Source organism: Agrobacterium sp. DE0009, from assembly GCF_007680755.1.
In the GTDB taxonomy this organism is placed as follows: domain Bacteria; phylum Pseudomonadota; class Alphaproteobacteria; order Rhizobiales; family Rhizobiaceae; genus Agrobacterium; species Agrobacterium tumefaciens_B.
In genome coordinates this window covers 261,200-283,903 of the sequence record NZ_VEIU01000005.1, presented here as the reverse complement: position 1 = coordinate 283,903, position 22,704 = coordinate 261,200, and the positions used below count along the sequence as shown (strand labels likewise).

At 59.2% G+C, this 22,704-nt stretch carries 17 protein-coding genes; 16 read left to right on the top strand and 1 reads right to left on the bottom strand.

The genetic code is table 11. The features are described from left to right. The first annotated feature begins 47 nt into the window (after positions 1–47). From chvG to trxA, 11 genes are all read left to right on the top strand, one after another. Positions 48–1,838 carry a two-component system sensor histidine kinase ChvG gene (chvG, locus tag FS804_RS18725; protein WP_063951586.1) on the top strand — a complete coding sequence of 597 codons (1,791 nt, stop codon included), beginning with the start codon at positions 48–50 and terminating at the stop codon, positions 1,836–1,838. Continuing rightward, a complete protein-coding gene (locus FS804_RS18720) occupies positions 1,828–2,292 on the top strand; it encodes an HPr kinase/phosphorylase (protein ID WP_144578428.1) in 465 nt (154 codons plus the stop codon). Before chvG ends, FS804_RS18720 begins: the two co-directional genes overlap by 11 nt. A 125-nt stretch (positions 2,293–2,417) precedes the next feature. Next, complete coding sequence (locus FS804_RS18715) at positions 2,418–2,819, top strand: PTS sugar transporter subunit IIA (RefSeq protein ID WP_063951584.1); 402 nt, start codon at positions 2,418–2,420, stop codon at positions 2,817–2,819. An 11-nt stretch (positions 2,820–2,830) separates the two neighbouring features. Further along, on the top strand, positions 2,831–3,106 hold the full coding sequence (locus tag FS804_RS18710; protein ID WP_004444304.1) for an HPr family phosphocarrier protein: 276 nt from the start codon (positions 2,831–2,833) through the stop codon (positions 3,104–3,106). A 128-nt stretch (positions 3,107–3,234) separates the two neighbouring features. Continuing rightward, a complete protein-coding gene (gene ahcY, locus FS804_RS18705) occupies positions 3,235–4,635 on the top strand; it encodes an adenosylhomocysteinase (protein WP_144578426.1) in 1,401 nt (466 codons plus the stop codon). A gap of 208 nt (positions 4,636–4,843) precedes the next feature. Further along, complete coding sequence (locus FS804_RS18695; protein ID WP_144578424.1) at positions 4,844–7,489, top strand: PAS domain-containing sensor histidine kinase; 2,646 nt, start codon at positions 4,844–4,846, stop codon at positions 7,487–7,489. After that, positions 7,486–9,006 (top strand): tRNA (adenosine(37)-N6)-threonylcarbamoyltransferase complex ATPase subunit type 1 TsaE, encoded by a 1,521-nt coding sequence (gene tsaE / locus FS804_RS18690; RefSeq protein WP_144578423.1) that lies wholly within the window; start codon positions 7,486–7,488, stop codon positions 9,004–9,006. The genes FS804_RS18695 and tsaE overlap by 4 nt, the downstream gene beginning before the upstream one ends. A gap of 5 nt (positions 9,007–9,011) precedes the next feature. After that, a complete protein-coding gene (locus tag FS804_RS18685) occupies positions 9,012–9,749 on the top strand; it encodes a nucleotidyltransferase family protein (RefSeq protein ID WP_144578421.1) in 738 nt (245 codons plus the stop codon). Beyond that, positions 9,746–12,931 carry a double-strand break repair protein AddB gene (gene addB / locus FS804_RS18680; protein WP_144578419.1) on the top strand — a complete coding sequence of 1,062 codons (3,186 nt, stop codon included), beginning with the start codon at positions 9,746–9,748 and terminating at the stop codon, positions 12,929–12,931. The genes FS804_RS18685 and addB overlap by 4 nt, the downstream gene beginning before the upstream one ends. Further along, on the top strand, positions 12,921–16,478 hold the full coding sequence (addA, locus tag FS804_RS18675; RefSeq protein WP_144578417.1) for a double-strand break repair helicase AddA: 3,558 nt from the start codon (positions 12,921–12,923) through the stop codon (positions 16,476–16,478). The genes addB and addA overlap by 11 nt, the downstream gene beginning before the upstream one ends. Positions 16,479–16,555: 77 nt before the next feature. Then, the gene (gene trxA, locus FS804_RS18670; protein WP_063951578.1) at positions 16,556–16,876 is read left to right on the top strand and encodes a thioredoxin; all 321 of its coding nucleotides are present in this window, start codon (positions 16,556–16,558) and stop codon (positions 16,874–16,876) included. A 75-nt stretch (positions 16,877–16,951) separates the two neighbouring features. Here trxA and FS804_RS18665 read toward each other — a convergent pair whose 3' ends face one another. After that, positions 16,952–17,554 carry a nitroreductase family protein gene (locus FS804_RS18665; protein WP_144578415.1) on the bottom strand — a complete coding sequence of 201 codons (603 nt, stop codon included), beginning with the start codon at positions 17,552–17,554 and terminating at the stop codon, positions 16,952–16,954. A 125-nt stretch (positions 17,555–17,679) separates the two neighbouring features. Between FS804_RS18665 and FS804_RS18660 the strand changes: the two genes are divergently transcribed. The 5 genes from FS804_RS18660 (at position 17,680) to trpB (ending at position 22,703) form a co-directional block, all read left to right on the top strand. Further along, positions 17,680–18,522, top strand: a complete 843-nt coding sequence (locus FS804_RS18660) for a fumarylacetoacetate hydrolase family protein (protein ID WP_144578413.1) — start codon at positions 17,680–17,682, stop codon at positions 18,520–18,522. 125 nt (positions 18,523–18,647) lie between these two features. Further along, positions 18,648–19,880, top strand: coding sequence for a polyhydroxyalkanoate depolymerase (locus tag FS804_RS18655; RefSeq protein ID WP_246665907.1), 1,233 nt, complete (start codon positions 18,648–18,650; stop codon positions 19,878–19,880). Between the two features lie 68 nt (positions 19,881–19,948). Further along, positions 19,949–20,716 carry a M48 family metallopeptidase gene (locus FS804_RS18650; protein ID WP_144578409.1) on the top strand — a complete coding sequence of 256 codons (768 nt, stop codon included), beginning with the start codon at positions 19,949–19,951 and terminating at the stop codon, positions 20,714–20,716. 102 nt (positions 20,717–20,818) lie between these two features. Continuing rightward, positions 20,819–21,481, top strand: coding sequence for a phosphoribosylanthranilate isomerase (locus FS804_RS18645; RefSeq protein WP_144578465.1), 663 nt, complete (start codon positions 20,819–20,821; stop codon positions 21,479–21,481). Position 21,482: 1 nt separating this feature from the next. Further along, positions 21,483–22,703, top strand: coding sequence for a tryptophan synthase subunit beta (trpB, locus tag FS804_RS18640; protein ID WP_144578407.1), 1,221 nt, complete (start codon positions 21,483–21,485; stop codon positions 22,701–22,703). Position 22,704: the final 1 nt, after the last annotated feature.

Here is a 22,704-nt window from a genome sequence, read left to right as displayed (position 1 = left end):
TCACGCTGAGGGGACCGCTCGATCCGGGGCGGTAAGGACTTGAATACGTGTTGAAGAAAACGCCGGAAAACGTCTCGGACAGTGACGATGCCGAAGATCGCGGCAGCGAACGCCGCCATCGTATCCATCCGCTGACGATCGTCCGGCGTATTTTCGGCAATGCGGTGTTTTCGAGCCTTACACGCCGCATCCTGTTTTTCAATGTTGCGGCGACGGTGGTTCTGGTCGGTGGCATTCTCTACCTCAACCAGTTCCGTGAAGGACTGATCGACGCGCGTGTGGAAAGTCTTCTGACACAGGGCGAAATCATCGCTGGCGCGGTCTCCGCTTCCGCCTCGGTCGATACCAACTCGATTACCATCAATCCGGAAAAGCTGCTCGAGTTGCAGGCAGGTCAGAGCATTACCCCTGCCCCCAATGACGAGGATTTGAGCTTCCCGATCAATCCCGAGCGTGTGGCGCCGGTCCTGCGGCGGCTGATTTCGCCGACGCGGACCCGCGCGCGGCTATTCGATGCCGATGCCAATCTGCTGCTCGACTCGCGCCATCTTTATTCGCGCGGCCAGGTCCTGCGCTTCGATCTGCCACCGGTCACACCGGAGACGCAGACATGGGGCGAATGGTTTACCAGCATGTTCAACCGCATGCTGCAGCCGAGCAGCCTGCCGCAATATAAGGAAGCGCCCGGCGGCGATGGCTCGATCTACCCCGAAGTCATGAACGCGCTGACCGGCGTCCGCGGCGCGGTCGTGCGCGTCACCGAAAAAGGCGAGCTTATCGTGTCGGTCGCCGTGCCGGTGCAGCGTTTCCGCGCGGTGCTCGGCGTTTTGCTGCTGTCGACGCAGGCGGGTGATATCGACAAGATCGTGCATGCCGAGCGCCTTGCCATCATGCGCGTCTTCGGCATTGCAACGCTCGTCAACATCGTGCTGTCGCTGCTCCTGTCATCCACCATCGCCACACCGCTCAGGCGTCTTTCTGCGGCGGCCATCCGCGTGCGGCGCGGCGCGAGAACACGTGAAGAAATCCCCGATTTCTCTGCCCGCCAGGATGAGATAGGCAATCTTTCGATTGCGCTGCGCGAAATGACGACGGCGCTCTACGACCGGATCGACGCCATCGAGAGTTTCGCCGCCGATGTTAGCCATGAACTCAAGAATCCGCTGACGTCGCTGCGCAGCGCCGTTGAGACCCTGCCGCGAGCGAAGACAGAAGAGTCGAAACAGCGCCTGACCGAGATCATTTTCCATGATGTGCGCCGCCTCGACCGCCTGATCAGCGATATCTCAGACGCGTCGCGGCTCGATGCGGAACTGGCGCGCGCCGATGCCTCGCCGGTTGATCTCGACGTGCTGATGAAGGGTCTGGTGGATATATCCCGCCAGATCAGCACCAAGAAGAAAACGGTGAAGATCGACTATGTTGTCGACCGGAAGGCCGGTGCGAAGACCTCCTTCGTGGTGAATGGTCATGATCTGCGCATCGGACAGATCGTGACAAACCTCATCGAGAATGCGCGCTCCTTCGTTGCCGAAGACAGCGGTCATATTAACGTACGCCTTTCCCGCCATCGGGACCGCTGCATCGTTCAGGTGGAAGACAACGGACCCGGCATCCAGGCGGAAGATATCGACCGGATTTTTGAGCGCTTCTACACCGACCGACCGGCAAGCGAAGGTTTCGGCCAAAATTCCGGCCTCGGCCTGTCCATCAGCCGCCAGATTGCGGAAGCCCATGGCGGTAGCCTGCGGGCCGAAAACGTCGTCGACAAATACGGCGTGATCTCGGGTGCTCGCTTCACCCTGTCGCTGCCGGCGGCCGAAACTCATGAACGTTGAACGCTTCAACCTGCACGCCACTGCCATCGCTATCCAGAATACCGGGATCCTGTTCACGGGCCCCTCCGGCAGCGGCAAAAGCGAGCTGGCCTTCAGTTTTCTGACCGAGGCGGAACGGTGCGGTTTGCCCGCCGCGCTGATCGCAGACGATCAGATTTTCGTGTATCGCGATGGCGAAAAAATCATGGCCGAGCGGCCGGAAACGATCGCTGGCCTGCTGGAATTGCGCGGTAGTGGCATTGTCTCGCTAAAGAGCATCGCGTGTGCGCCACTGCATTTTGCCGTGACATCGGTTCTTTCGCCCGCAAATCCAAGACTTCCTGACGATGACGAGGTTCTGCCCCTGCCCTGTGGCGGGCATCTTCCGCTTCTGCGTATTCCGCTTTCCAGCCTGACGCCCTATGGAAAATTTGCTGCACTTGCTCAGAATCTTTTCAAGACGAATGTGAAGTGACTGCAATTCAGGCGATTTTAGGCTTGCGATTCGTATTTTCCTCATCAAGATGAAATCCCACCAATGGACAGGATTGCCGCGTTGCGATAGTCGGCAATGAGAGTGCGTGTGCAAGGGAGCATTTCATGATCGGACTAGTGCTTGTCACCCATGGCAAGCTGGCTGAGGAGTTTCGTCATGCGTTGGAGCATGTCGTCGGTCCCCAGAAATTGATCGAGACGGTTTGTATCGGTCCCGAAGACGACATGGATCAACGCCGGCAGGATATCATCGATGCCGTAGCGCGCGCCAATGATGGCAATGGCGTCATCATCCTGACCGACATGTTCGGCGGCACGCCGTCCAACCTCGCGATTTCAGTGATGAATAACGGAAATGTCGAAGTTATTGCCGGCGTCAATCTTCCGATGCTGATCAAGCTTGCAGGCGTTCGCAGCGAAGATAACATGGACAAGGCCCTTCAGGACGCGTCCGAGGCTGGCCGCAAATACATCAACGTCGCCAGCCGTGTCTTGAGCGGTAAGTAAGAAGTCAGCCCATGTCGCCACTCTCCCGGGAACTACCGATCATCAATAAACGTGGCCTGCACGCTCGTGCGTCCGCAAAATTCGTGCAGATGGTCGAGGGTTTCGACGCGACAATCACCGTATCCAAGGACGGCATGACGGTTGGCGGTACCTCCATCATGGGCCTGATGATGCTGGCGGCAAGCCCCGGCTGCAGCGTCTATGTCGAGGCAAGCGGCAATCAGGCGGAAGAGGCGCTGGCGGCGCTCGAGGCGCTTGTCGCCGACCGCTTCGGCGAAGAAGCCTGAACCGAAGCCATATAAAGACATAAAGACTTCTTTATATCATCATTGCCAGATCGTTCGTGGCCTGCTAAACCGCTGCTACGTTAAAAAGCCGTGCGGCAACGCATGGCGCTTCTGATCTGGAGAACTTCATGAGCCTTGAGAAGGACTACATCGTCGCCGATATCAACCTTGCCGCATTTGGCCGCAAGGAGCTGGACATTGCCGAAACCGAGATGCCGGGCCTGATGTCCTGCCGCAAGGAATTTGGCGAAAGCAAGCCGCTGAAGGGTGCCCGCATCTCCGGTTCGCTTCACATGACGATCCAGACAGGCGTTCTCATCGAGACACTGAAGGAACTCGGCGCCGATATCCGTTGGGCTTCCTGCAATATTTTCTCGACTCAGGACCACGCGGCGGCAGCCATCGCGGCGGCTGGCATTCCTGTGTTTGCCGTGAAGGGCGAAAGCCTGACGGAATATTGGGAGTACACCGACAAGATCTTCCAGTGGACCGATGGCGGTCTCTCCAACATGATCCTTGATGATGGCGGCGACGCCACCATGTACATCCTGCTCGGCGCACGCGCTGAAGCCGGTGAGGACGTTCTGTCCAATCCCGGTTCGGAAGAAGAGGAAATTCTCTTCGCGCAGATCAACAAGCGGCTGAAGGCTTCGCCGGGTTGGTTTACCAAGCAGCGCGACGCCCTGAAGGGTGTGACCGAAGAAACGACGACCGGCGTTCACCGCCTCTATGATCTCAGCAAGAAGGGCCTGCTGCCCTTCCCGGCGATCAACGTCAACGACAGCGTCACCAAGTCGAAGTTCGACAACAAATACGGCTGCAAAGAGTCGCTGGTTGACGGTATTCGCCGCGCAACCGACGTGATGATGGCGGGCAAGGTTGCCGTCGTCTGCGGTTACGGCGATGTTGGCAAGGGTTCGGCCGCTTCGTTGCAGGGCGCTGGCGCCCGTGTGAAGGTGACCGAAATAGACCCGATCTGCGCACTTCAGGCTGCCATGGATGGTTTTGAGGTCGTTCGCCTGGAAGACGTCGTCTCTTCCGCTGATATCTTTATCACCACGACCGGCAACAAGGACGTCATCCGCATCGAGCATATGCGCGAGATGAAGGATATGGCGATCGTCGGCAATATCGGCCATTTCGACAATGAAATTCAGGTCGCTTCGCTGCGTAACCTGAAGTGGACGAACATCAAGCCGCAGGTCGACATGATCGAGTTCCCGAAGGGCAACCGCATCATCCTGCTGTCGGAAGGCCGCCTGCTGAACCTCGGTAACGCGACCGGCCACCCGTCTTTCGTCATGTCTGCTTCCTTCACCAACCAGGTTCTGGGCCAGATCGAGCTCTTTACCAAGCAGGGTGAGTACAAGAACGACGTTTACGTGCTGCCCAAGCACCTCGACGAGAAGGTTGCGCGCCTTCATCTTGAAAAGCTTGGCGTGCGTCTAACCGAACTTTCGGATGTGCAGGCAGATTATATCGGCGTCTCGAAGCAGGGCCCGTTCAAGGCTGAACACTACAGATATTAATTTCATAGTTAATATCCACCGATATTACACAATATCTAGATGCCGTGCGCTTGACAAAGCGCGCGGCATCTTTTTTGCGCGCTCCCTTCCCGCAGATTTATGAAGGCGGTATTGTCATCAGACTTGATTCGGACACGCCAAAGGGCGGCGGGGACGAAATGGGATGTCTTGTCGAAGATGCGGCACATAGGACGGAGACAGACCGGGGATGACGGTTCACAATTCGGATCTGCGCAAGCAGGTAGTTCAACGCGTTGAAAACACGCATGCGGGCGTGACACTGGGCGCGCAGGCGTTAGCGCGTTTTCGCGCATTTCCGGTCCGCACACCGGCCACGACCAATCCTGCGAATGTCTTCGCGCGATGCCGTCTGGCAATCCGCGTCATCCGTTCTGGCTTCTCACGCATGCACCTCCTGCTGTCGGGAACCGTTCTCACTGGCTCGGCGACCGCTGCAATGGCCCAGGATGGGCTGGTGGCAAAGACGGGTGCGCGGCTGTTTTCGTCCGGAGAAACAATCACCTATTCGCTTTTCGTTGGCATGATCTCCGCGACGCTGTTTTCCGTCGTCTGGCTCGTGCGCCAGCGCGGCAATATCGAGGCGGAAAGTAGTGAGTACCGTCAGGCACTGGCACAATCCCACCATAAGATCGCAAAATACGAAGCGCTGATCTCCGACAAGAGCCGCCGCATCGTCATCTGGGATGGCGCAGACAGCCGCCCGGAATTTCTCGGCCAGTTGCCGGCTGAGACAGGGGTGCCGCAGGCGGATCATGATTTCCTCGCCTTTGGCCGCTGGCTGAAACCGGCATCCGCAAGCCAGCTTGAAAAATCAATCGAAAAACTCCGCAGCAACGCCCAGAGTTTCGACCTCACCATCGAAACGCAGCGCGGCGAAGTGGTCGAAGTGCAAGGCCGGGTGTCAGGCGGCAACGCCTTTGCACGCTTCATCGCGCTCAACAATCTGCGCGCGGAACTTGCCGCATTGCAGGTGGAGCGCGAGCGCCTTATCGCTTCGGTCTCCACCTTTCAGGAGCTTCTCGATTCCATCGAACAACCCGTATGGCGGCGAAATGGGGACGGTGAACTTATCTGGGTGAACCACGCCTATGCCCAGGCGGTGGATGCGCGCAACGCGGCCCAGGCCGTTCAGGAAAAGCGCGAATTGCTGAGCACCGTGACGCGCCAGAAGATTCGCGCCACGGCGACACCTGAATCTCCCTATCACGACCGGATTTCAACGGTGGTGTCCGGCAACCGCAGCTTCTTCGACGTCGTCGATATCAAGACGGCCGGTGGCTCGGCTGGCATCGCGATTGATGCGACGGAAGCCGAGACCATCAGCGAGGAACTGAAGCGTGTCCTGAAAAGCCACGCGGAGACGCTCGATCATCTGGCAACGCCAGTCGCCATTTTCGACGGACGGCAGCGGCTGCAGTTCTACAATCATGCATTCGCCACTCTCTGGGGCTTCGATCTCGTGTTCCTGGAGTCCGGCCCCGATAATTCCGAGCTTCTCGACAGGCTGCGCACTGCCGGCAAGTTGCCGGAGCAGTTGAACTGGAAGAACTGGAAGGAAACGGCGCTCTCCGTTTATCGGTCACTCGATACCAAGACTGACCTCTGGCATCTGCCGAACGGACAGACGCTGCGCGTCATCGCCACAGCCCATCCGCAGGGCGGCGCGACATGGGTCTTCGAAAATCTGACCGAACAGGTCGATCTGCAGATGCGCTACAACACCTTGGTCAAGGTGCAGGGCGAAACCATCGATCATCTTGCCGAAGGTGTCGCCGTGTTCGGTGCGGATGGGCGCATCCGGCTGTCAAACCCCGCATTCCGGGCGCTCTGGGGCGTGACGGCGGAACAGGCGGAAACCGGCACCCATATCCGCGCCATAGAGACCGCCTGTGCGCCATCTTACGACGGGCCGGACGGGTGGCGCTCCTTCAGCCAATTCATCACCAGCTTCGACGATGCGCGGCCTTCCCGACAGGGAACGCTGGAACTGCTTTCCGGGCTCGTGCTTGATTATGCCATCATCCCGCTTCCCGATGCGCAGACCATGCTGACCTTCGTCAACATGACCGACAGCGTGCGCGCCGAGCGCGCGCTCAAGGAAAAGAACGACGCGCTGCTGAAGGCCGACGAGTTGAAGAACGATTTCGTCCAACATGTTTCCTACGAGCTTCGCTCGCCGTTGACCAACATCATCGGCTTCACCGATCTTCTGAAGACGCCCGGGATTGGCGAATTGACGGAGCGGCAGGCGGAATATCTCGATCATATTTCCACCTCATCCTCGGTCCTCCTGACCATCGTCAACGACATCCTTGATCTGGCGACCGTCGATGCCGGCATCATGCAGCTCAATTATTCGGATAATGACCTGAACGAGCTGCTAGACGATGTGTCGGTGCAAATCGCCGACCGCCTGCAGGAAAGCGGCATTTCGCTCGAAATCGTTGCACCCGCTCATCTCGGCAGTCTGGTAGCCGATCACCAGCGGCTGAAGCAAATCCTCATCAAGCTGCTGACCAATGCGATCAATTTCGCGCCGGAGGGCTCTTCCGTCCAGCTTTCCTGCCAGCGCAGCGAAGGCGACTTCGTTTTTTCCGTGGCCGACAAGGGTCCGGGTATCCCCGAGGACATGTTGAAAACGGTCTTTGATCGCTTCGCGACACGCGGCAATGGCGGGCGGCGCACGGGGGCGGGCCTTGGCCTCTCCATCGTCGAAAGCTTTGTCAGCCTGCACCACGGCACGGTCAGCATCGACAGCCGCCCCGGCAACGGCACCATCGTGACCTGCCGTATCCCTTCCGCCACCCGGCCGCATTCCATCGCCGCAGAATGAGTGACGACACCTCGCCGATCACCATCTCCCTTGAGGGAGAAAAGGACACCATCAGGCTCGGTGAAGACTTGGCGCTGGCTCTGAAACCTGGCGATTGCCTCGCTCTGATCGGCGATCTCGGCGCCGGCAAATCGACACTCGCCCGCGCCTTCATCCGGGCAATGGCCGATGAGCCCAACCTTGAGGTTCCCAGTCCCACCTTCACCCTTATTCAGACCTATGACGCCCGTATTGCTGTCGCCCATCTCGATCTCTACCGTCTCTCCGACGTGTCAGAACTGGACGAGCTGGGAATAGACGAGATGCTGGAGGACGGCATCTGCCTGATCGAGTGGCCGGACATCGCCGCCGAGGTTCTGCCGGCCCAGCAGACCATTCTCCTGCGGCTGACACATGCTGGCAACGGTCGCCTTGCGACGATCGAAGCGCCGGCGCAAGCGCGAAGCCGGCTCAACCGTGTCTTCGCAATTCGGAAATTCTTAGGCGATCATGGTAGGGCGGACGCCGCTCGCCGCTTTCTCAGCGGTGATGCTTCCACCCGGGCCTATGAGACGATCTCCGCTGATGGAGCGGATCTGATCCTGATGGACTGGCGGCGCCCGATGAGAGGCGCGATCGTTGCGGACGGCAAAACCTATGCGGAAATTGCGCACCTCGCCCAGGATGCCCGCCCCTTCGTTGCAATAGGCGATTATCTGAAAGACATGGGGTTTTGCGCTCCGGACATCCTTGCCGTCGATTTGGATCAGGGCATTCTCCTGCTTGAGGATCTCGGACGGGAGGGCGTGCTTGCTTCCGATGGCACGCCGATTGAGGAGCGTTATCTTCAAAGCGTCGCCTGTCTCGCCGCTCTTCACCAGACGCCGCCGCCGAACTTGCTGCCGATGCGCGATGGCGGCACCTACGAAGTTCCGCCGTTTGACCGCGAGGCGATCAAGATAGAAGTCTCGCTTCTCGTGGAATGGTACCTGCCGCACAAGCGCGGCAAGCCACTGACCGACAGCGAGAAACAGGAGTACGAAGCGATCTGGGACGGCCTGATCGATTCGCTTGCCGGCTGCGAAACAGGGCTTCTGCTGCGTGATTTCCACTCTCCGAACATTCTCTGGCAGGCCCGGAATGAGGGAGTCCGGCGGGTCGGTCTCATCGATTTCCAGGACGCGATGATTGGCCCCACCGCTTACGATCTCGCTTCCATCGTTCAGGATGCGCGGGTCACCATCTCTCCGGAACTGCAGGCACGCCTGCTCTCCCATTATATGACCCGAAGAAAAACGGTGGCTTCGTTCGATGAAGCCACGTTCCTCAAGGCTTTTGCCATCATGTCGGCGCAGCGTAACTGCAAACTTGCCGGCATCTGGGTGCGGCTGTTGGAACGGGACGGAAAACCGGGCTATATGAAGCATATGCCGCGGACGTTCCGCTATCTTCATGCAGCGCTGTCGCATCCCGAGCTGGCGCCGCTTAAGCAGTGGTGCATTCGCATGGGCATGGATTTTAACGACGAACACGGTTGAGCAGGATGACGATCAAAAACGCGATGGTGCTGGCCGCCGGGCTGGGCACGCGCATGCGGCCGATTACGGATACGATCCCTAAGCCGCTCGTGAGAATCGCCGGCAAGCCAATGATCGACTATGCTCTCGACTCCCTTGTGGAAGCTGGCGTCGAAACCGTCGTGGTGAACGTTCACCACCATGCCGACCAGATGATTGCCCATCTGGGGGCCCGCCCGGATGTCGACATCCTGATTTCTGACGAGCGGTCGCAGTTGATGAATTCCGGCGGCGGGCTTGCCAAAGGCCTGAAGCTTCTGGAACCCGGCCCCGTCTTCGTCATGAATGCCGACCTTTTCTGGATCGGCGAAATGCCGAATGCGGTCAGCAACCTGCGCCGGTTAGCACATTTTTTCGATCCGACGCGCATGGACATGGCGCTCCTCTGCGTTGACATGGACCGTACCACCGGCCACAACGGAAAGAAGGATTTCAACCTCGCAGATGATGGAAAGCTGACGCGCTATCGTGATCGCGATCCGTTTCCCGTTGTTTATGCAGGTGCCATCGCCATGAATTCGCGTCTCCTGGACGATGCCCCTGACGACGCCTTCAACCTCAATATCTATTTTGATCGCGCCATTGAAAAAGATCGGCTCTTCGGCCTTTCTCTTGATGGACACTGGATTACCGTCGGCACGCCCGACGCGATTGATGATGCCGAAGGCATCATCCGGCAATTCACGGAAAAGCGCTCTGCATGACGGTCTCCCACCACGCAAGACGCGTGCTGACGATCGCTGCGGGAACCCCGTTCCTCAGAACGCTCGCAGAAACGCTCTGCGAGGGGACATTGACAGCCGACTATCTATATGACGCTGCCGATCCGCTTTCGCTCGCGAGGGTGACGATCTATGTGCCGACACGGCGCTCCGCCCGTGTATTGCGATCCGAATTTGTTGATCTGCTGGGAGGCCGATCCGCCATCCTGCCGTTGATCCGCCCCCTTGGGGAAACGGACGACGATAGCGGGTTTTTCGATATCGAAAATCCTGAGATCATGGATCTGGCGCCGCCGATTTCCGGCACCGGCCGGCTGATCGAGTTGGCGCGCCTCATCCTCGCCTGGCGCAACAGCCTGCCTGACGCTATCCGGGCGATCCACTCGGATTCGCCGCTCGTCGCTCCCGCGAGCCCCGCCGATGCCATCTGGCTCGCGCGCGCGCTCGGCGAGGTTATCGATGCGATGGATACGGAAGAAAAGGATTGGGAAGCGCTTCAGCACCTCGATACCGGCGAGCATGCCCAGTGGTGGCAGCTGACCGCGGATTTCCTGAAGATCGCGAGTGTCTTCTGGCCTGCGCGGCTTTCCGAACTCAACCGTTCTTCGGCCGGCAGACATCGCAACGCCATTCTCAGGGCCGAAGCGAACCGGCTGACAAACCTGCCGAATACGGGGCCGATCATCGTCGCCGGCTCCACCGGCTCCATCCCTGCCGCTGCCGATCTCATCGCCGCCGTCGCCGCCCTGCCCCAGGGTACCGTCGTGCTTCCCGGGCTCGATCTCGCCATGCCAGAAGAGCAATGGCAGGCGATCGCCGAAGACCCGACCGACCCGTCCAGCCGAACGCATTCGCAATATGGACTTTACATGCTTTTGCAGAAGCTGGGCATTGTCCGGGACGATGTCGTTCAGATCGGCATGCTCGACCACGATCTTGAAAAACGGTCTGCGGTATTCTCCGCCGCGCTGGCACCCGCCAAGTCCACGAGCGACTGGAACCGCTGGCGCGAGGAACGGCCCGCAGGCTTTATTCACGGCGCTTTTGAGAACGCGACACTGATAGAAGCCGCCAATGAGCGCGAAGAGGCGACCGCCATCGCTGTCGCCTTGCGTTTAGCATTACAGGCGCCGGGCGCCGGGCGACCATCGCAAGCGGCGCTGATCACGCCTGATCGCGGTCTTGCCCGGCGCGTGGCGACGGAGTTGCAGCGCTTTGGCATCGAGGCCGACGATTCAGCCGGCACGCCACTCTCGGCAACACCGCAGGCTGGGCTGACCCAACTGGCGCTCGAAGCGATCCTCAGGCCCGGTGACCCGGTGCCGATCATTTCGCTCTTGAAGCATCCCCTCGCCCGCTTCGGTCTTTCCGACGATGCTTTTGTCGCAGCGTCAAAGGCGCTGGAGTTGATCGCGCTGCGCGGCGGTCGCGTCGAAACGGAAATTTGCAATCTCGAAGCTGTTCTCGATGCGCAACTTATGGCGCAAAGCGACGATCGGCACCCGCCCGCCTGGCGGCTTGCGCTGCCGGAGGCAAGCGTCGATTTGGCCCGCGATCTTGCCCGGCGCATCGCGAATGCCACCGAGCCTCTGTCTTCCGCCTTTGTTCGGCGTGATCGCTCCGGTCGAGCCTTTACCGACAAGCTGCCACTCTCCGATTGGGCTGCCCGGACAGGCCGCGTTATCGAAGCCATCTGCGCTGATGACGCCAACGATCTTTCGGCCCTTTGGTCCGGAGAAGCAGGCGACAAGCTCTCCAGCCTGCTTGCCGAGTTGATGGAAAGTGGCGACATCCTCGATGCGGACGGGCCGCAATGGATCGATATTTTTGCTGCCCTCGTGGCAGGCGAATCGATCAAGCCACGATCGATGCGACATCCGCGCGTATTCATCTTCGGTGCCCTTGAGGCACGCCTTCTAAGCGTTGACACCGTTGTCATCGGTGGCCTCAACGAGGGGCTCTGGCCCGGTCAGACTGCCAACAATCCCTTTCTTTCCCGAAGCATGAAGACAGCGATCGGGCTGGAACCTCCGGAGCGGCGCATTGGGCAGCTGGCGCATGATTTCGAAATGGCGAACGGCACAAGGCAAATCTTTTACACCCGGGCGCTGAGGCAGGGCTCGACGCCCGCCGTGGCCTCGCGCTGGCTGCAGCGGCTTCTGGCGCTAGGCGGCGAGGATTTCGCAGAACGTCTCAGAAACCGCGGCGAGACCTATCGCCACTGGGCAGGCCTGATGGACGAGAGCATCGAGCAGGAGCCTGCCAAACGTCCCGCCCCCAAACCGCCGGCCGCGTTGCAACCGACGCGTTATTCCTTCAGCGAAGTGGGCCGCCTGCGGCGCGATCCCTATTCGATCTACGCCCGGCGCATCCTCCGGCTCGATCCGCTGGAACCCTTTAACCGGGATCCCAATGCCGCAGATCGCGGGACCCTTTATCATCGGATCATTGAGCGTTACTCGCGTGAGGCTCATGTGCCTGGTACCCCGGCGTCACTCGACGCGATGCAGCGCATTCTCGACGAATGCTTCGATGCAGAGAACCTGCCTCCCCATGTCGACGTCATCTGGCGACCGCGTTTCGCGGCGGTTGCCCGCGCCTTCATCGACTGGGAAAAGGAACGGCATCCCTCCGTTCGACGCAGTTTTTTCGAGGCGCGGGCTGGGCAGGAAGTTCCGGAGGCAGGAATAAGGCTCACGGGCGTCGCCGACCGCATTGATATCAAGACCAGCGGTCAGGCGGATATCATCGACTACAAGACGGGCCTTGCCCCATCGGTCAATCAGGCGCGCGCGCTGCTTGATCCGCAGCTTGCGCTGGAAGCCGCAGCACTCATGCGCGGGGCCTTCCGAGAAGCGGGATCACCAACGCCTGAAAATCTCATTTATGTGCGGTTGCGGCCGGGCGACCGCTTTTTTCCCGATCAGGTCAATAATGAACATTCCAGCCGCAGCGGCAAAAGGCCACCAAAGTCAGCTGTCGAGCTGGCAACGGAATCGATCGAGCAATTAGCGAAATTTGTCCGCTCACTCCGCGAGGGCGAAAATGGCTTTGCCTCACGCCTGGTGCCGGAAGAGCAGCAATCCTACGGCGGCGAATATGATCACCTCGCCCGTGTCTCGGAATGGTCAACGGCAGAACCGGGAGATGGCGATGACGATTGATCCCCTTGACGCCGGCCCCGCCGCCGATACGCCCGAAAGCTGGATCGACTGGACCAGCGCGCGGCAGCGGCTTGCCTCCGACCCTTCCAGCTCCGCCTGGGTGTCGGCCAATGCCGGATCCGGGAAGACCCATGTGCTGACCCAGCGGGTCATTCGCTTGCTGCTTGCAGGGTGCCGTCCAGCAGCCATACTCTGCCTCACCTATACCAAGGCCGCGGCCTCGGAAATGTCGAGCCGCGTCTTCGACCGGCTGGCGGAATGGGTGACTTTGCCGGATTCCGACCTCAAGGACCGTATTACGGCGATCGAGGGCCGTGTGCCGGATCGCATCAAACTCGCGGAAGCAAGGCGGCTGTTTGCAAAGGCGCTGGAGACGCCGGGTGGCCTTAAAATCCAGACCATCCATGCCTTTTGTGAAGCCCTGCTGCACCAGTTTCCGCTAGAGGCGAATGTCGCTGGCCATTTCTCCGTCCTTGATGACCGCGCCGCGACCACGCTTCTGGCCGAGGCACGGCGTTCCCTTCTCACGGCTGTTTCGTCCGGCGGCGATACCGCGCTCGCGCAGTCGCTTGCCTATGTCCTCGATATCGCTGACGAAAGCGGGCTGGAGGCGCTGCTCTCCGCCATCATCGCCAATCGCAGTGCGCTGCGCGGCTTTCTTCTGGAGGCGCAACGCTCAGGCGGGCTCGACGCTCGCCTGAGACAGGACATGCAGATCGCCGCTGGCGAAACCGAGCAAAGCGCAGCTGCCGCCTTCTGGCCGCTTCCGGGTCTTTCCGGACTGACGCTCGACACCTACCTCACGCTTGCGGACGAGGTTGGCGGCTCCCGCGTCATTGAGGTTGCTTATGCGTTGAGAGAAGCCAGGCGTCAGACCGATCCCCTCCGGCGGATGGAATTCGTCGAGGCGGCGCTGCTGACGGCAAAGGGCGAAAAAAAGTCGGATCCCTATGTCATCAACAAGGCGATGCAGAAATCCGCGCCGGATCTCGTTGATGCCCTGACTCTGGCGCGGGACCACGTGGTGGCCTGTCGCAACCGGTACCGGCTGGTGCGGATGCTGGGCGCAACCAAGAGCGCGCTCGTGCTGGCCGAGCGGTTGATCGGCGATTTCGAGGATCTGAAAAAGCAACGAAGCCAGCTCGATTTCGAGGACCTGATCGAGCGCGCCGCCAATCTGCTCAATCGGGATACGGCCGGCGCCTGGGTTCACTACAAGCTCGATCAGGGCATCGACCATATTCTCGTTGACGAAGCGCAGGACACAAGCCCGGTGCAATGGTCGATCATCCAGTCGCTCGCAGCGGATTTTTTCACCGGTGAAAGCGCCCGGATGGGGCGTCGCACGCTCTTTGCCGTGGGCGATGAGAAGCAGTCGATCTACTCTTTTCAGGGCGCAAGGCCGGAACGCTTCTCGCAGGAACGCGACGAGACCAAGAGGCGTGTCGATGCAGTCGAGCAGGCGTTTCACCGCATTCGCCTGCCGCTATCGTTCCGCTCGACGGAGGATGTCCTTGCCGCGGTTGATCAGGTTTTCTCCGATCCGAAAAACGCGAGTGGCCTAAGTGCGGACAACGAGCCGGTGGAACACAGATCGAACCGCGCGGGACATCCCGGCACGGTAGAGGTGTGGGATATGGTGGCGCCCGAGACCACGCAGGATGAAGAGGACTGGACGGCACCCTTTGATGCATTGCGGGAAAGTGCGCCCGCTACCATCGTCGCGCGCCGCATTGCCGCCCGCATCGCGGATATGATCGGACGAGAAACCATCATTGAGAAGGGCGTGGAGCGCGCCGTTGAACCCGGCGACATTCTGGTTCTGGTGAGAAAACGTCATGCCTTCGTCAATGCCCTGACCCGCGAGTTGAAGCGTCGCAAGAATATTCCCGTTGCCGGTGCTGACCGTCTTCGCTTGACCGACCACATTGCCGTCCAGGACCTCCTGGCGCTCGGCCATTTCGTCGTGCTGCCTGAAGATGATCTTTCGCTGGCTGCGCTGCTGAAAAGCCCGCTCTTCAACCTCACGGAAGACGACGTTTTTGACATTGCCGCGACGCGGTCTGAAACGGAGAGCGTCTGGAAAAGGCTGCAAGTCCTCTCCCAAGAGGAAAACAGCGCGCTTGCGGATGTTGCCGCCAAGCTCGAAGGCTTCATCGCCCTGTCGAAGACAGCAACGGTACATGACTTCTTTGCGGCGGTTCTCACCCTGCATGATGGACGTAAGAAATTCCTCGGAAGACTCGGCAACGAGGCGAGCGACGTTCTGGATGAGTTCCTCTCCTTCGCGCTCGATCACGAAAGAACGGGACTGCCTGGCCTTCAGGCCTTTCTCTCCGTTCTGGAAACCGATTCCCCGGAGGTGAAGCGCGAGCAGGACAAGGATCGCGGCGAAGTTCGCATCATGACCGTGCATGCCTCAAAAGGCCTTGAGGCGCCTGTGGTCTTCATCGTTGATGGCGGATCGAAGGCCTTCAACCATAGCCATGTCCCGAAACTGCGTTTCGTTGAAACTGACGCCGACGCATTTCCGGTCTGGCTGCCGGTCAGCGGGTTCTCCAATCATCTCATTCGCGCCGACGACGAGCGATTGAAAACGGCCGCCGAGGACGAATATCGACGGCTGCTTTATGTGGCCATGACGCGTGCTGCAGACCACCTTGTCGTGTGCGGCTACCGTGGTCAGAAAGACAATCCGGAATGCTGGCATTCTATTGTCAAGGCGGCACTTGCCAACAATGATGACCATTGCAGGCCGGAGCTTTTCAGAGCCGACGGCGAGGAGTGGCAGGGGCTTGTCTGGCGGAAGTCTGAAGCACGCTCCGCGCCTGCGCCGCGCAAAGTGGTGGAACCCGCGCTGCAGGAAGGTGATGCGCTTCCTGCCGGCCTTCTTGAACCGCTGCCTGCGCTGCCTTCCCTGCCAAGGCCGCTCAGCCCTTCCGGTGCCGGCACCATCATCGATGACGGTGCGGATGATCTGGCGGTGCGCTCGCCCCTGCTCGGCGAAAAAGCCGATGTCTCGTCACTTGCCCTGCAACGTGGACGGCTGGTCCATCGCATGTTGCAGGCGCTCCCGGATTTGCCGGAAGCCGAGCGGGAAGAGGCAGCGCGGCGTTACGCAGAAAGGGCGGCGCGGTTTTGGCCAACGAAGGAGCGCGAACAATTGGTGGCAGCCGTTCTGCGCGTAATAGCCGAACCGGCGGTGCAGCAGGCCTTCTCGGCCAATAGCCGCGCAGAAGTTTCGATCATGGGAACGATGATCCTCGGTCGCCAGCAATTTGCCGTTTCCGGTCGCATCGATCGTCTGGCCGTAGACGGTGAGAAGGTCATTCTCGTCGATTACAAAACAAACCGTGTCCCGCCGCGCAGCGCGAGCGAAATACCCTTTGCGCATATCGCGCAGCTCGCAATCTACCGCGAAATCCTTGCGCCGCTTTACCCAGGCAAGGAATTTGTCTGTGCGCTGATTTATACGGAAAATGCTGCCTTTATAGAGGTTGGCAACGATGCGATGAGAGATGCCCTTGCCGCAATAAAGACAAAGTGAGATACCGGGGCATTGAAATTTCGACGCTCCCGCATCACATCGATAACGGAAAAGTTTATCTGAAAGGAGAGCCAGATATGGCTACCGTAAAAGTCGACGCCGCAAACTTCCAGTCCGAAGTGCTTGAATCCGCCGAACCCGTTGTGGTGGATTTCTGGGCAGAATGGTGCGGCCCGTGCAAAATGATCGCGCCGAGCCTTGAGGAAATCTCCTCTGAACTGGCCGGTAAGGTCAAGGTCGCAAAGCTTAACATCGACGAAAACCCAGAGCTCGCCGCCCAGTTCGGCGTCCGCTCCATTCCTACGCTTGCCATTTTCAAAAGTGGTGAAGTGGCTGACATCAAGGTCGGCGCCGCTCCCAAGACGGCGCTTTCTGCCTGGATTTCCAGCGCTGCCTAAGCTGAAACGACCAAAATGAATAAAGCCCGGCATCGCTACCGGGCTTTTTCTTTATGGCGCCAAGCCGCCTAAGTGTTAGTCGGCCTTGCCAGTGAAGCGACCTTCGAAGGCGACGTCCGCCAGGGGCACGCGATTGCTCGGCACCTCCCGTTCCGCCAGATCCTCGGGAAGAACGGTTTTATCCGTCAGCGTCCCGATCGCAACTCCGGCCTCAACCCTGAACCCGTCGGGGATGTTGAGCTTCTCGACGATCCGGTCTTTAAAGATGCCACCCATGCCATGCGCATGATACCCAAGCAGATGGGCCTGCATTGCCAGCGAGAACCAGGCGGCGCCGGCATCGAAGGAGTGGGTAGCGGATGGCTTCTTCTCGCCGTCTCGCGAGATGGTGTGATCGCGGGAGATAACGAAGAGAAGAACGGACGCGTTCTTAGCCCATTTCTGGTTCCCCTCCATCAACAACTCCACGAAGAGTGGCCAGTCCTCGCTGCCCTTGTGGGCGTAGACGAAACGCCAGGGTTGCTGGTTCGACGCGGATGGCGCCCAGTGGGCGGCGTCCAGGATGGTCAAGAGATGCTCTTTCGGCATGGCGCTGCCATCGAAGGCACGTGGAGACCATCGATCCAGAAAGATAGGATCGACGGGATATTCGGATTGCCTGCTGTTGCTGTTCGTCACGGGACATGTCCTTTGTTTGACGGGGATGAAGGTATTTTTTGAAACTCGGTATCGTCAAGGGGTGACAAGTATGAATGCATCGTTCATATATGCATCACATTGTCTGACAAGCGGGAGAGAGTTCCATGAAATTGATGCGTGTTGGCCAACCCGGCCAGGAAAAACCGGCAATCCTCGATGCGGAAGGAAAAGTCCGCGACCTGTCAGCGCATGTGAAGGATATCGGTGGGGATGCCATTTCTCCCGAGGGACTGGCGAAGATCGCGGCGCTCGATCTCAATACGCTTCCTGTTCTAAGCGAAGATCGCATCGGTGCATGCGTTGCCGGAACCGGAAAGTTCATCTGCATCGGTCTCAATTTCTCCGATCATGCCGCCGAAACCGGCGCGACTGTGCCGCCGGAGCCGGTCATTTTCATGAAGGCCACCTCCGCTATCGTGGGTCCGAACGATAACGTGGTCATTCCGCGCGGCTCCGAAAAGACCGACTGGGAAGTCGAACTCGGCGTTGTCATCGGCAAGACCGCAAAATATGTCTCGGAAGCGGATGCTCTGGACTATGTTGCCGGTTATTGCGTTTCCCACGATGTCTCCGAGCGTGCTTTCCAGACCGAGCGCGCCGGACAGTGGACCAAAGGCAAGTCCTGCGATACCTTCGGCCCGATCGGCCCGTGGCTCGTGACGAAGGACGAGATCACCGATCCGCAAAACCTTGGCATGTGGCTGAAAGTCAACGGCCAGACCATGCAGGACGGCTCCAGCAAGACAATGGTTTACGGCGTCGCACACGTCGTTTCCTACCTCAGCCAGTTCATGTCGCTGCACCCCGGCGATGTCATTTCCACCGGCACCCCGCCTGGCGTCGGCATGGGCCTGAAGCCGCCGCGTTACCTGAAGGCCGGCGATGTCGTGGAACTCGGGATCGAAGGCCTCGGTTCCCAGAAGCAGACTTTCGTCGCCGACATCTGATCGACGACGGCATTCAACCAAATGTGAGGCGCTGGCGGGAAACCGCTGGCGCCTTAAATTTTGTGCACCTGCGAAAAGCTGCTATGGTTGAAAAAAAGAGCGTGATCGCGAGGGAGGCGTCATCAGTGTTCTACCATCTCTATGAAATGAATCACGCGGCCATGGCGCCCCTGCGCGCGGGTGCCGACATGATGCGGCAGGCGTGCAATAACCCGCTCAACCCGCTTTCCAGCACGGCTTTTGGACGAAGCCTCGATGCCAGCTTCGAGGTGTTCGAACGCCTGACACGCCGTTATGTCAAACCGGAATTCGGGCTTGCAACGACGATCATCGATGGCGAGGCGGTGCCCGTTTTAGAAGAGATCATCTGGTCGCGGCCCTTCTGCAATCTCGTTCATTTCAAAAAAGAAGCCAATCCCGATCCGACCCCGGAGCCGAAGGTGCTGCTGGTTGCGCCGATGTCCGGCCACTATGCCACATTGCTGCGCGGCACCGTCGAGGCCCTGCTGCCCTCGGCTGATATCTATATCACCGATTGGGTCGATGCCCGCATGGTGCCGGTGAGCGATGGGACCTTCGATCTTGACGATTACATCGGCTACGTCATCGAGATGCTGCGCGAAATCGGCCCAGGCACCCATATCGTCGCGGTTTGCCAACCCTCCGTGCCCGTGCTGGCGGCTGTCTCTCTCATGGAGGCCGACGGCGACCAATCCAAACCGGCCTCCATGACCTTGATGGGTGGTCCGATTGACACGCGCATCAATCCCACGGCCGTCAATGGTTTGGCCAAGGCGAAGCCAATCGAGTGGTTCCGGGACAATGTAGTCATGCAGGTGCCATGGCCGCAGCCGGCTTTTGGCCGCAATGTCTATCCGGGTTTCCTGCAACTGTCGGGCTTCATGTCCATGAACCTCGACAAACACATGACGGCCCACAAGGATTTTTACCTGAACCTGGTGAAGAATGACGGTGACTCGGCCGAAAAACACCGCGAGTTTTACGATGAATATCTGGCCGTCATGGATCTGACGGCGGAATTCTATCTCCAGACCGTAGAAACCGTCTTCATCGATCATGCGCTTCCCAAAGGAAACATGACGCACCGTGGCAGGGCGGTCGATCCCGCCGCCATCCGCACTGTCGCGCTTTTCACGGTCGAAGGGGAGAATGACGATATTTCCGGCGCGGGCCAGACCAGGGCCGCTCATGACCTCTGCCGCAACCTTCCTGACGATAAGCGGGCGCATTACATGCAGCCCGATGTCGGACACTACGGCGTCTTCAACGGCTCGCGTTTCCGCACCGAAATCGTGCCGCGCATGCTGGATTTCATCGGCAAAAACCGGATAGTCTAGGGAAGGACGTTGGGCCACGTTACGCATTTGCGTGGCCAAGGGACGGACGAATCGGTTATGAAGACTTGATGTTTTCGCTCCTCAGAAAATCGCTGAAGTCCCCGCCGGCGAAGAAGGCCGCGCCGAGCCAGCGCACCGTTGCGGTGGCCGGGCGGCAGGTGCCGATAACGGTGAGGGAAAATCCGCGCGCGACACGCATCACGTTACGCATCGAACCCGGTGGTCGCGCCTTGAAGCTGACGATCCCGATCGGCTTGCACCATCGGCATGTGGACGATTTTTTGGAACGGCATCAGGGCTGGCTGGAGGCCAAGCTTGCGAAAACAACTGAAACCGGTGTGCTTCTCCCGGGCGCGACCATCGACATCAGGGGAATTTCCCATCGGATTGAACACAGCGGCAGCCTGCGTGGCGTGACCCATGTTGCGAGAGACGGTGACGGCGCTGCCATCTTGAAAGTCAGCGGTGCGCCGGAACATCTGAAACGGCGGATAGCCACGTTTCTAAAAAAGGAAGCCAAGGCCGATCTGGAACGGCTCGTCGCCTTTCATGCCGATATCGCTGGCCGGCCGGTCAGGTCCATCACTCTCAAGGATACACGCAGCCGCTGGGGCTCCTGTTCCCATGACGGCAATCTCAGTTTTTCGTGGCGCATTGTCATGGCCCCTGAGGCGGTCATCGATTATCTGGCCGCCCATGAGGTTGCGCATCTGCGCGAAATGAACCACGGGCCGAAATTCTGGGCGTTGTGCGAAAAACTATGCCCACACACGAATGAGGCCAAGGACTGGTTAAAACGCCACGGTTCCAGACTTCACGCCATCGATTTCGATTGAAAACGGTCTTCGGCATCGCCATCTGGATTAACGTTAAACATTCCATCAAATGTGGGTGCGATTTGGCTCGACTCTTGTCGCATTTCATGTCAGGTCGCGGGTATGAAACCGGATATCAAGATTTGCGGATTGAAGACACCGGAAGCGCTTGAACGCGCCGTCAGGCGTGGAGCGTCGCATGTTGGTTTTATTTTCTTCGAGAAAAGCCCGCGACATATCGAACCTGACCTCGCCGGCGAGTTGGCGAAGGGTGCCAGAGGTGCTGCAAAAGTTGTCGCCGTGACCGTCAACGCCGATAACGATTATCTCGATGAAATCGTCGATCTCGTCAGGCCGGATATCCTGCAACTTCACGGTAATGAAAGCCCTGAGCGCCTTTTGAACGTCAAGGTGCTTTATGGCCTGCCGGTCATGAAAGCGATTTCTATTCGCGATGCCGCTGATCTTGCCAAAATCGACCCTTATATTGGTATTGCGGATCGAATTTTGCTGGACGCCAAAGCGCCCGCGGGTTCCGATCTGCCGGGCGGCAATGGCGTGTCCTTCGACTGGACGATCCTGCGATCCCTCGACGGAAGTGTTGATTACATGCTTTCCGGCGGCTTAAATAAGGACAACGTCGTCGAGGCTCTGTCCGAAACCAGCGCAGGCGGATTAGACTTGTCGTCCGGGGTGGAAAGTGCGCCCGGCGTCAAGGATTTGTCAAAGATAGATGCATTTTTCGATGTGGTGAATGATTGGTCGAAAGGCCCAAAGGGAGCTTGAAGTGAACGACGCGCCAACACCCAATTCTTTTCGCGCCGGTCCCGATGAGGACGGCCGTTTTGGCATTTTCGGAGGACGCTTTGTCGCCGAAACGCTGATGCCGCTTATTCTCGATTTGCAGGCGGAATGGGACAAGGCCAAGACCGATCCCGAGTTTCAGGCCCAACTAAAGCATCTCGGCGCCCATTATACCGGCCGCCCGAGCCCTCTCTATTTCGCAGAGCGTCTGACGGCGGAACTCGGCGGTGCGAAGATTTACTTCAAACGTGAAGAACTGAACCACACGGGTTCGCACAAGATCAACAATTGCCTTGGCCAGATCCTGCTTGCCAAGCGCATGGGCAAGACCCGCATCATCGCAGAAACCGGTGCCGGACAGCACGGCGTTGCGTCGGCAACGGTCGCAGCGCGCTTCGGCCTGCCTTGTGTCGTCTACATGGGCGCTACCGACGTCGCGCGCCAGGCCCCGAACGTTTTCCGCATGAAGTTGCTTGGCGCCGAGGTAAAGCCGGTCACGGCCGGCCACGGCACGCTCAAGGATGCCATGAACGAGGCGCTGCGTGACTGGGTTACCAATGTCGAGGATACCTACTACCTGATCGGCACCGCTGCCGGTCCGCATCCTTATCCGGAGATGGTTCGTGACTTCCAGGCGGTCATCGGCGAGGAAGCCAAGGCGCAGATGCTCGAGGCAGAAGGCCGCCTGCCGGATATGGTCATCGCGGCCGTCGGTGGCGGATCGAATGCCATCGGCATCTTCCATCCTTTCCTTGACGACAAGAGCGTCCGTATCGTCGGCGTTGAAGCCGGCGGTAAAGGCCTTTCCGGAGAAGAACACTGTGCCTCCATTACGGCCGGCTCCCCCGGCGTTCTGCATGGCAACCGCACCTACCTGCTGCAGGATCAGGACGGCCAGATCAAGGAAGGTCACTCCATTTCCGCCGGTCTCGATTATCCCGGCATCGGCCCGGAGCATTCCTGGTTGAGTGATATTGGACGCGTGGAATATGTGCCGGTCATGGACCATGAGGCACTGGACGCCTTCCAGATGCTGACCCGGCTTGAGGGCATTATTCCCGCGCTGGAGCCAAGCCATGCTCTGGCCGAGGTCATCAAGCGCGCGCCGAAGATGGGCAAGGATGAGATCATCCTGATGAACCTTTCCGGTCGTGGCGACAAGGATGTCCACACCGTCAGCAAGTTCCTTGGAATGGAAATATAAG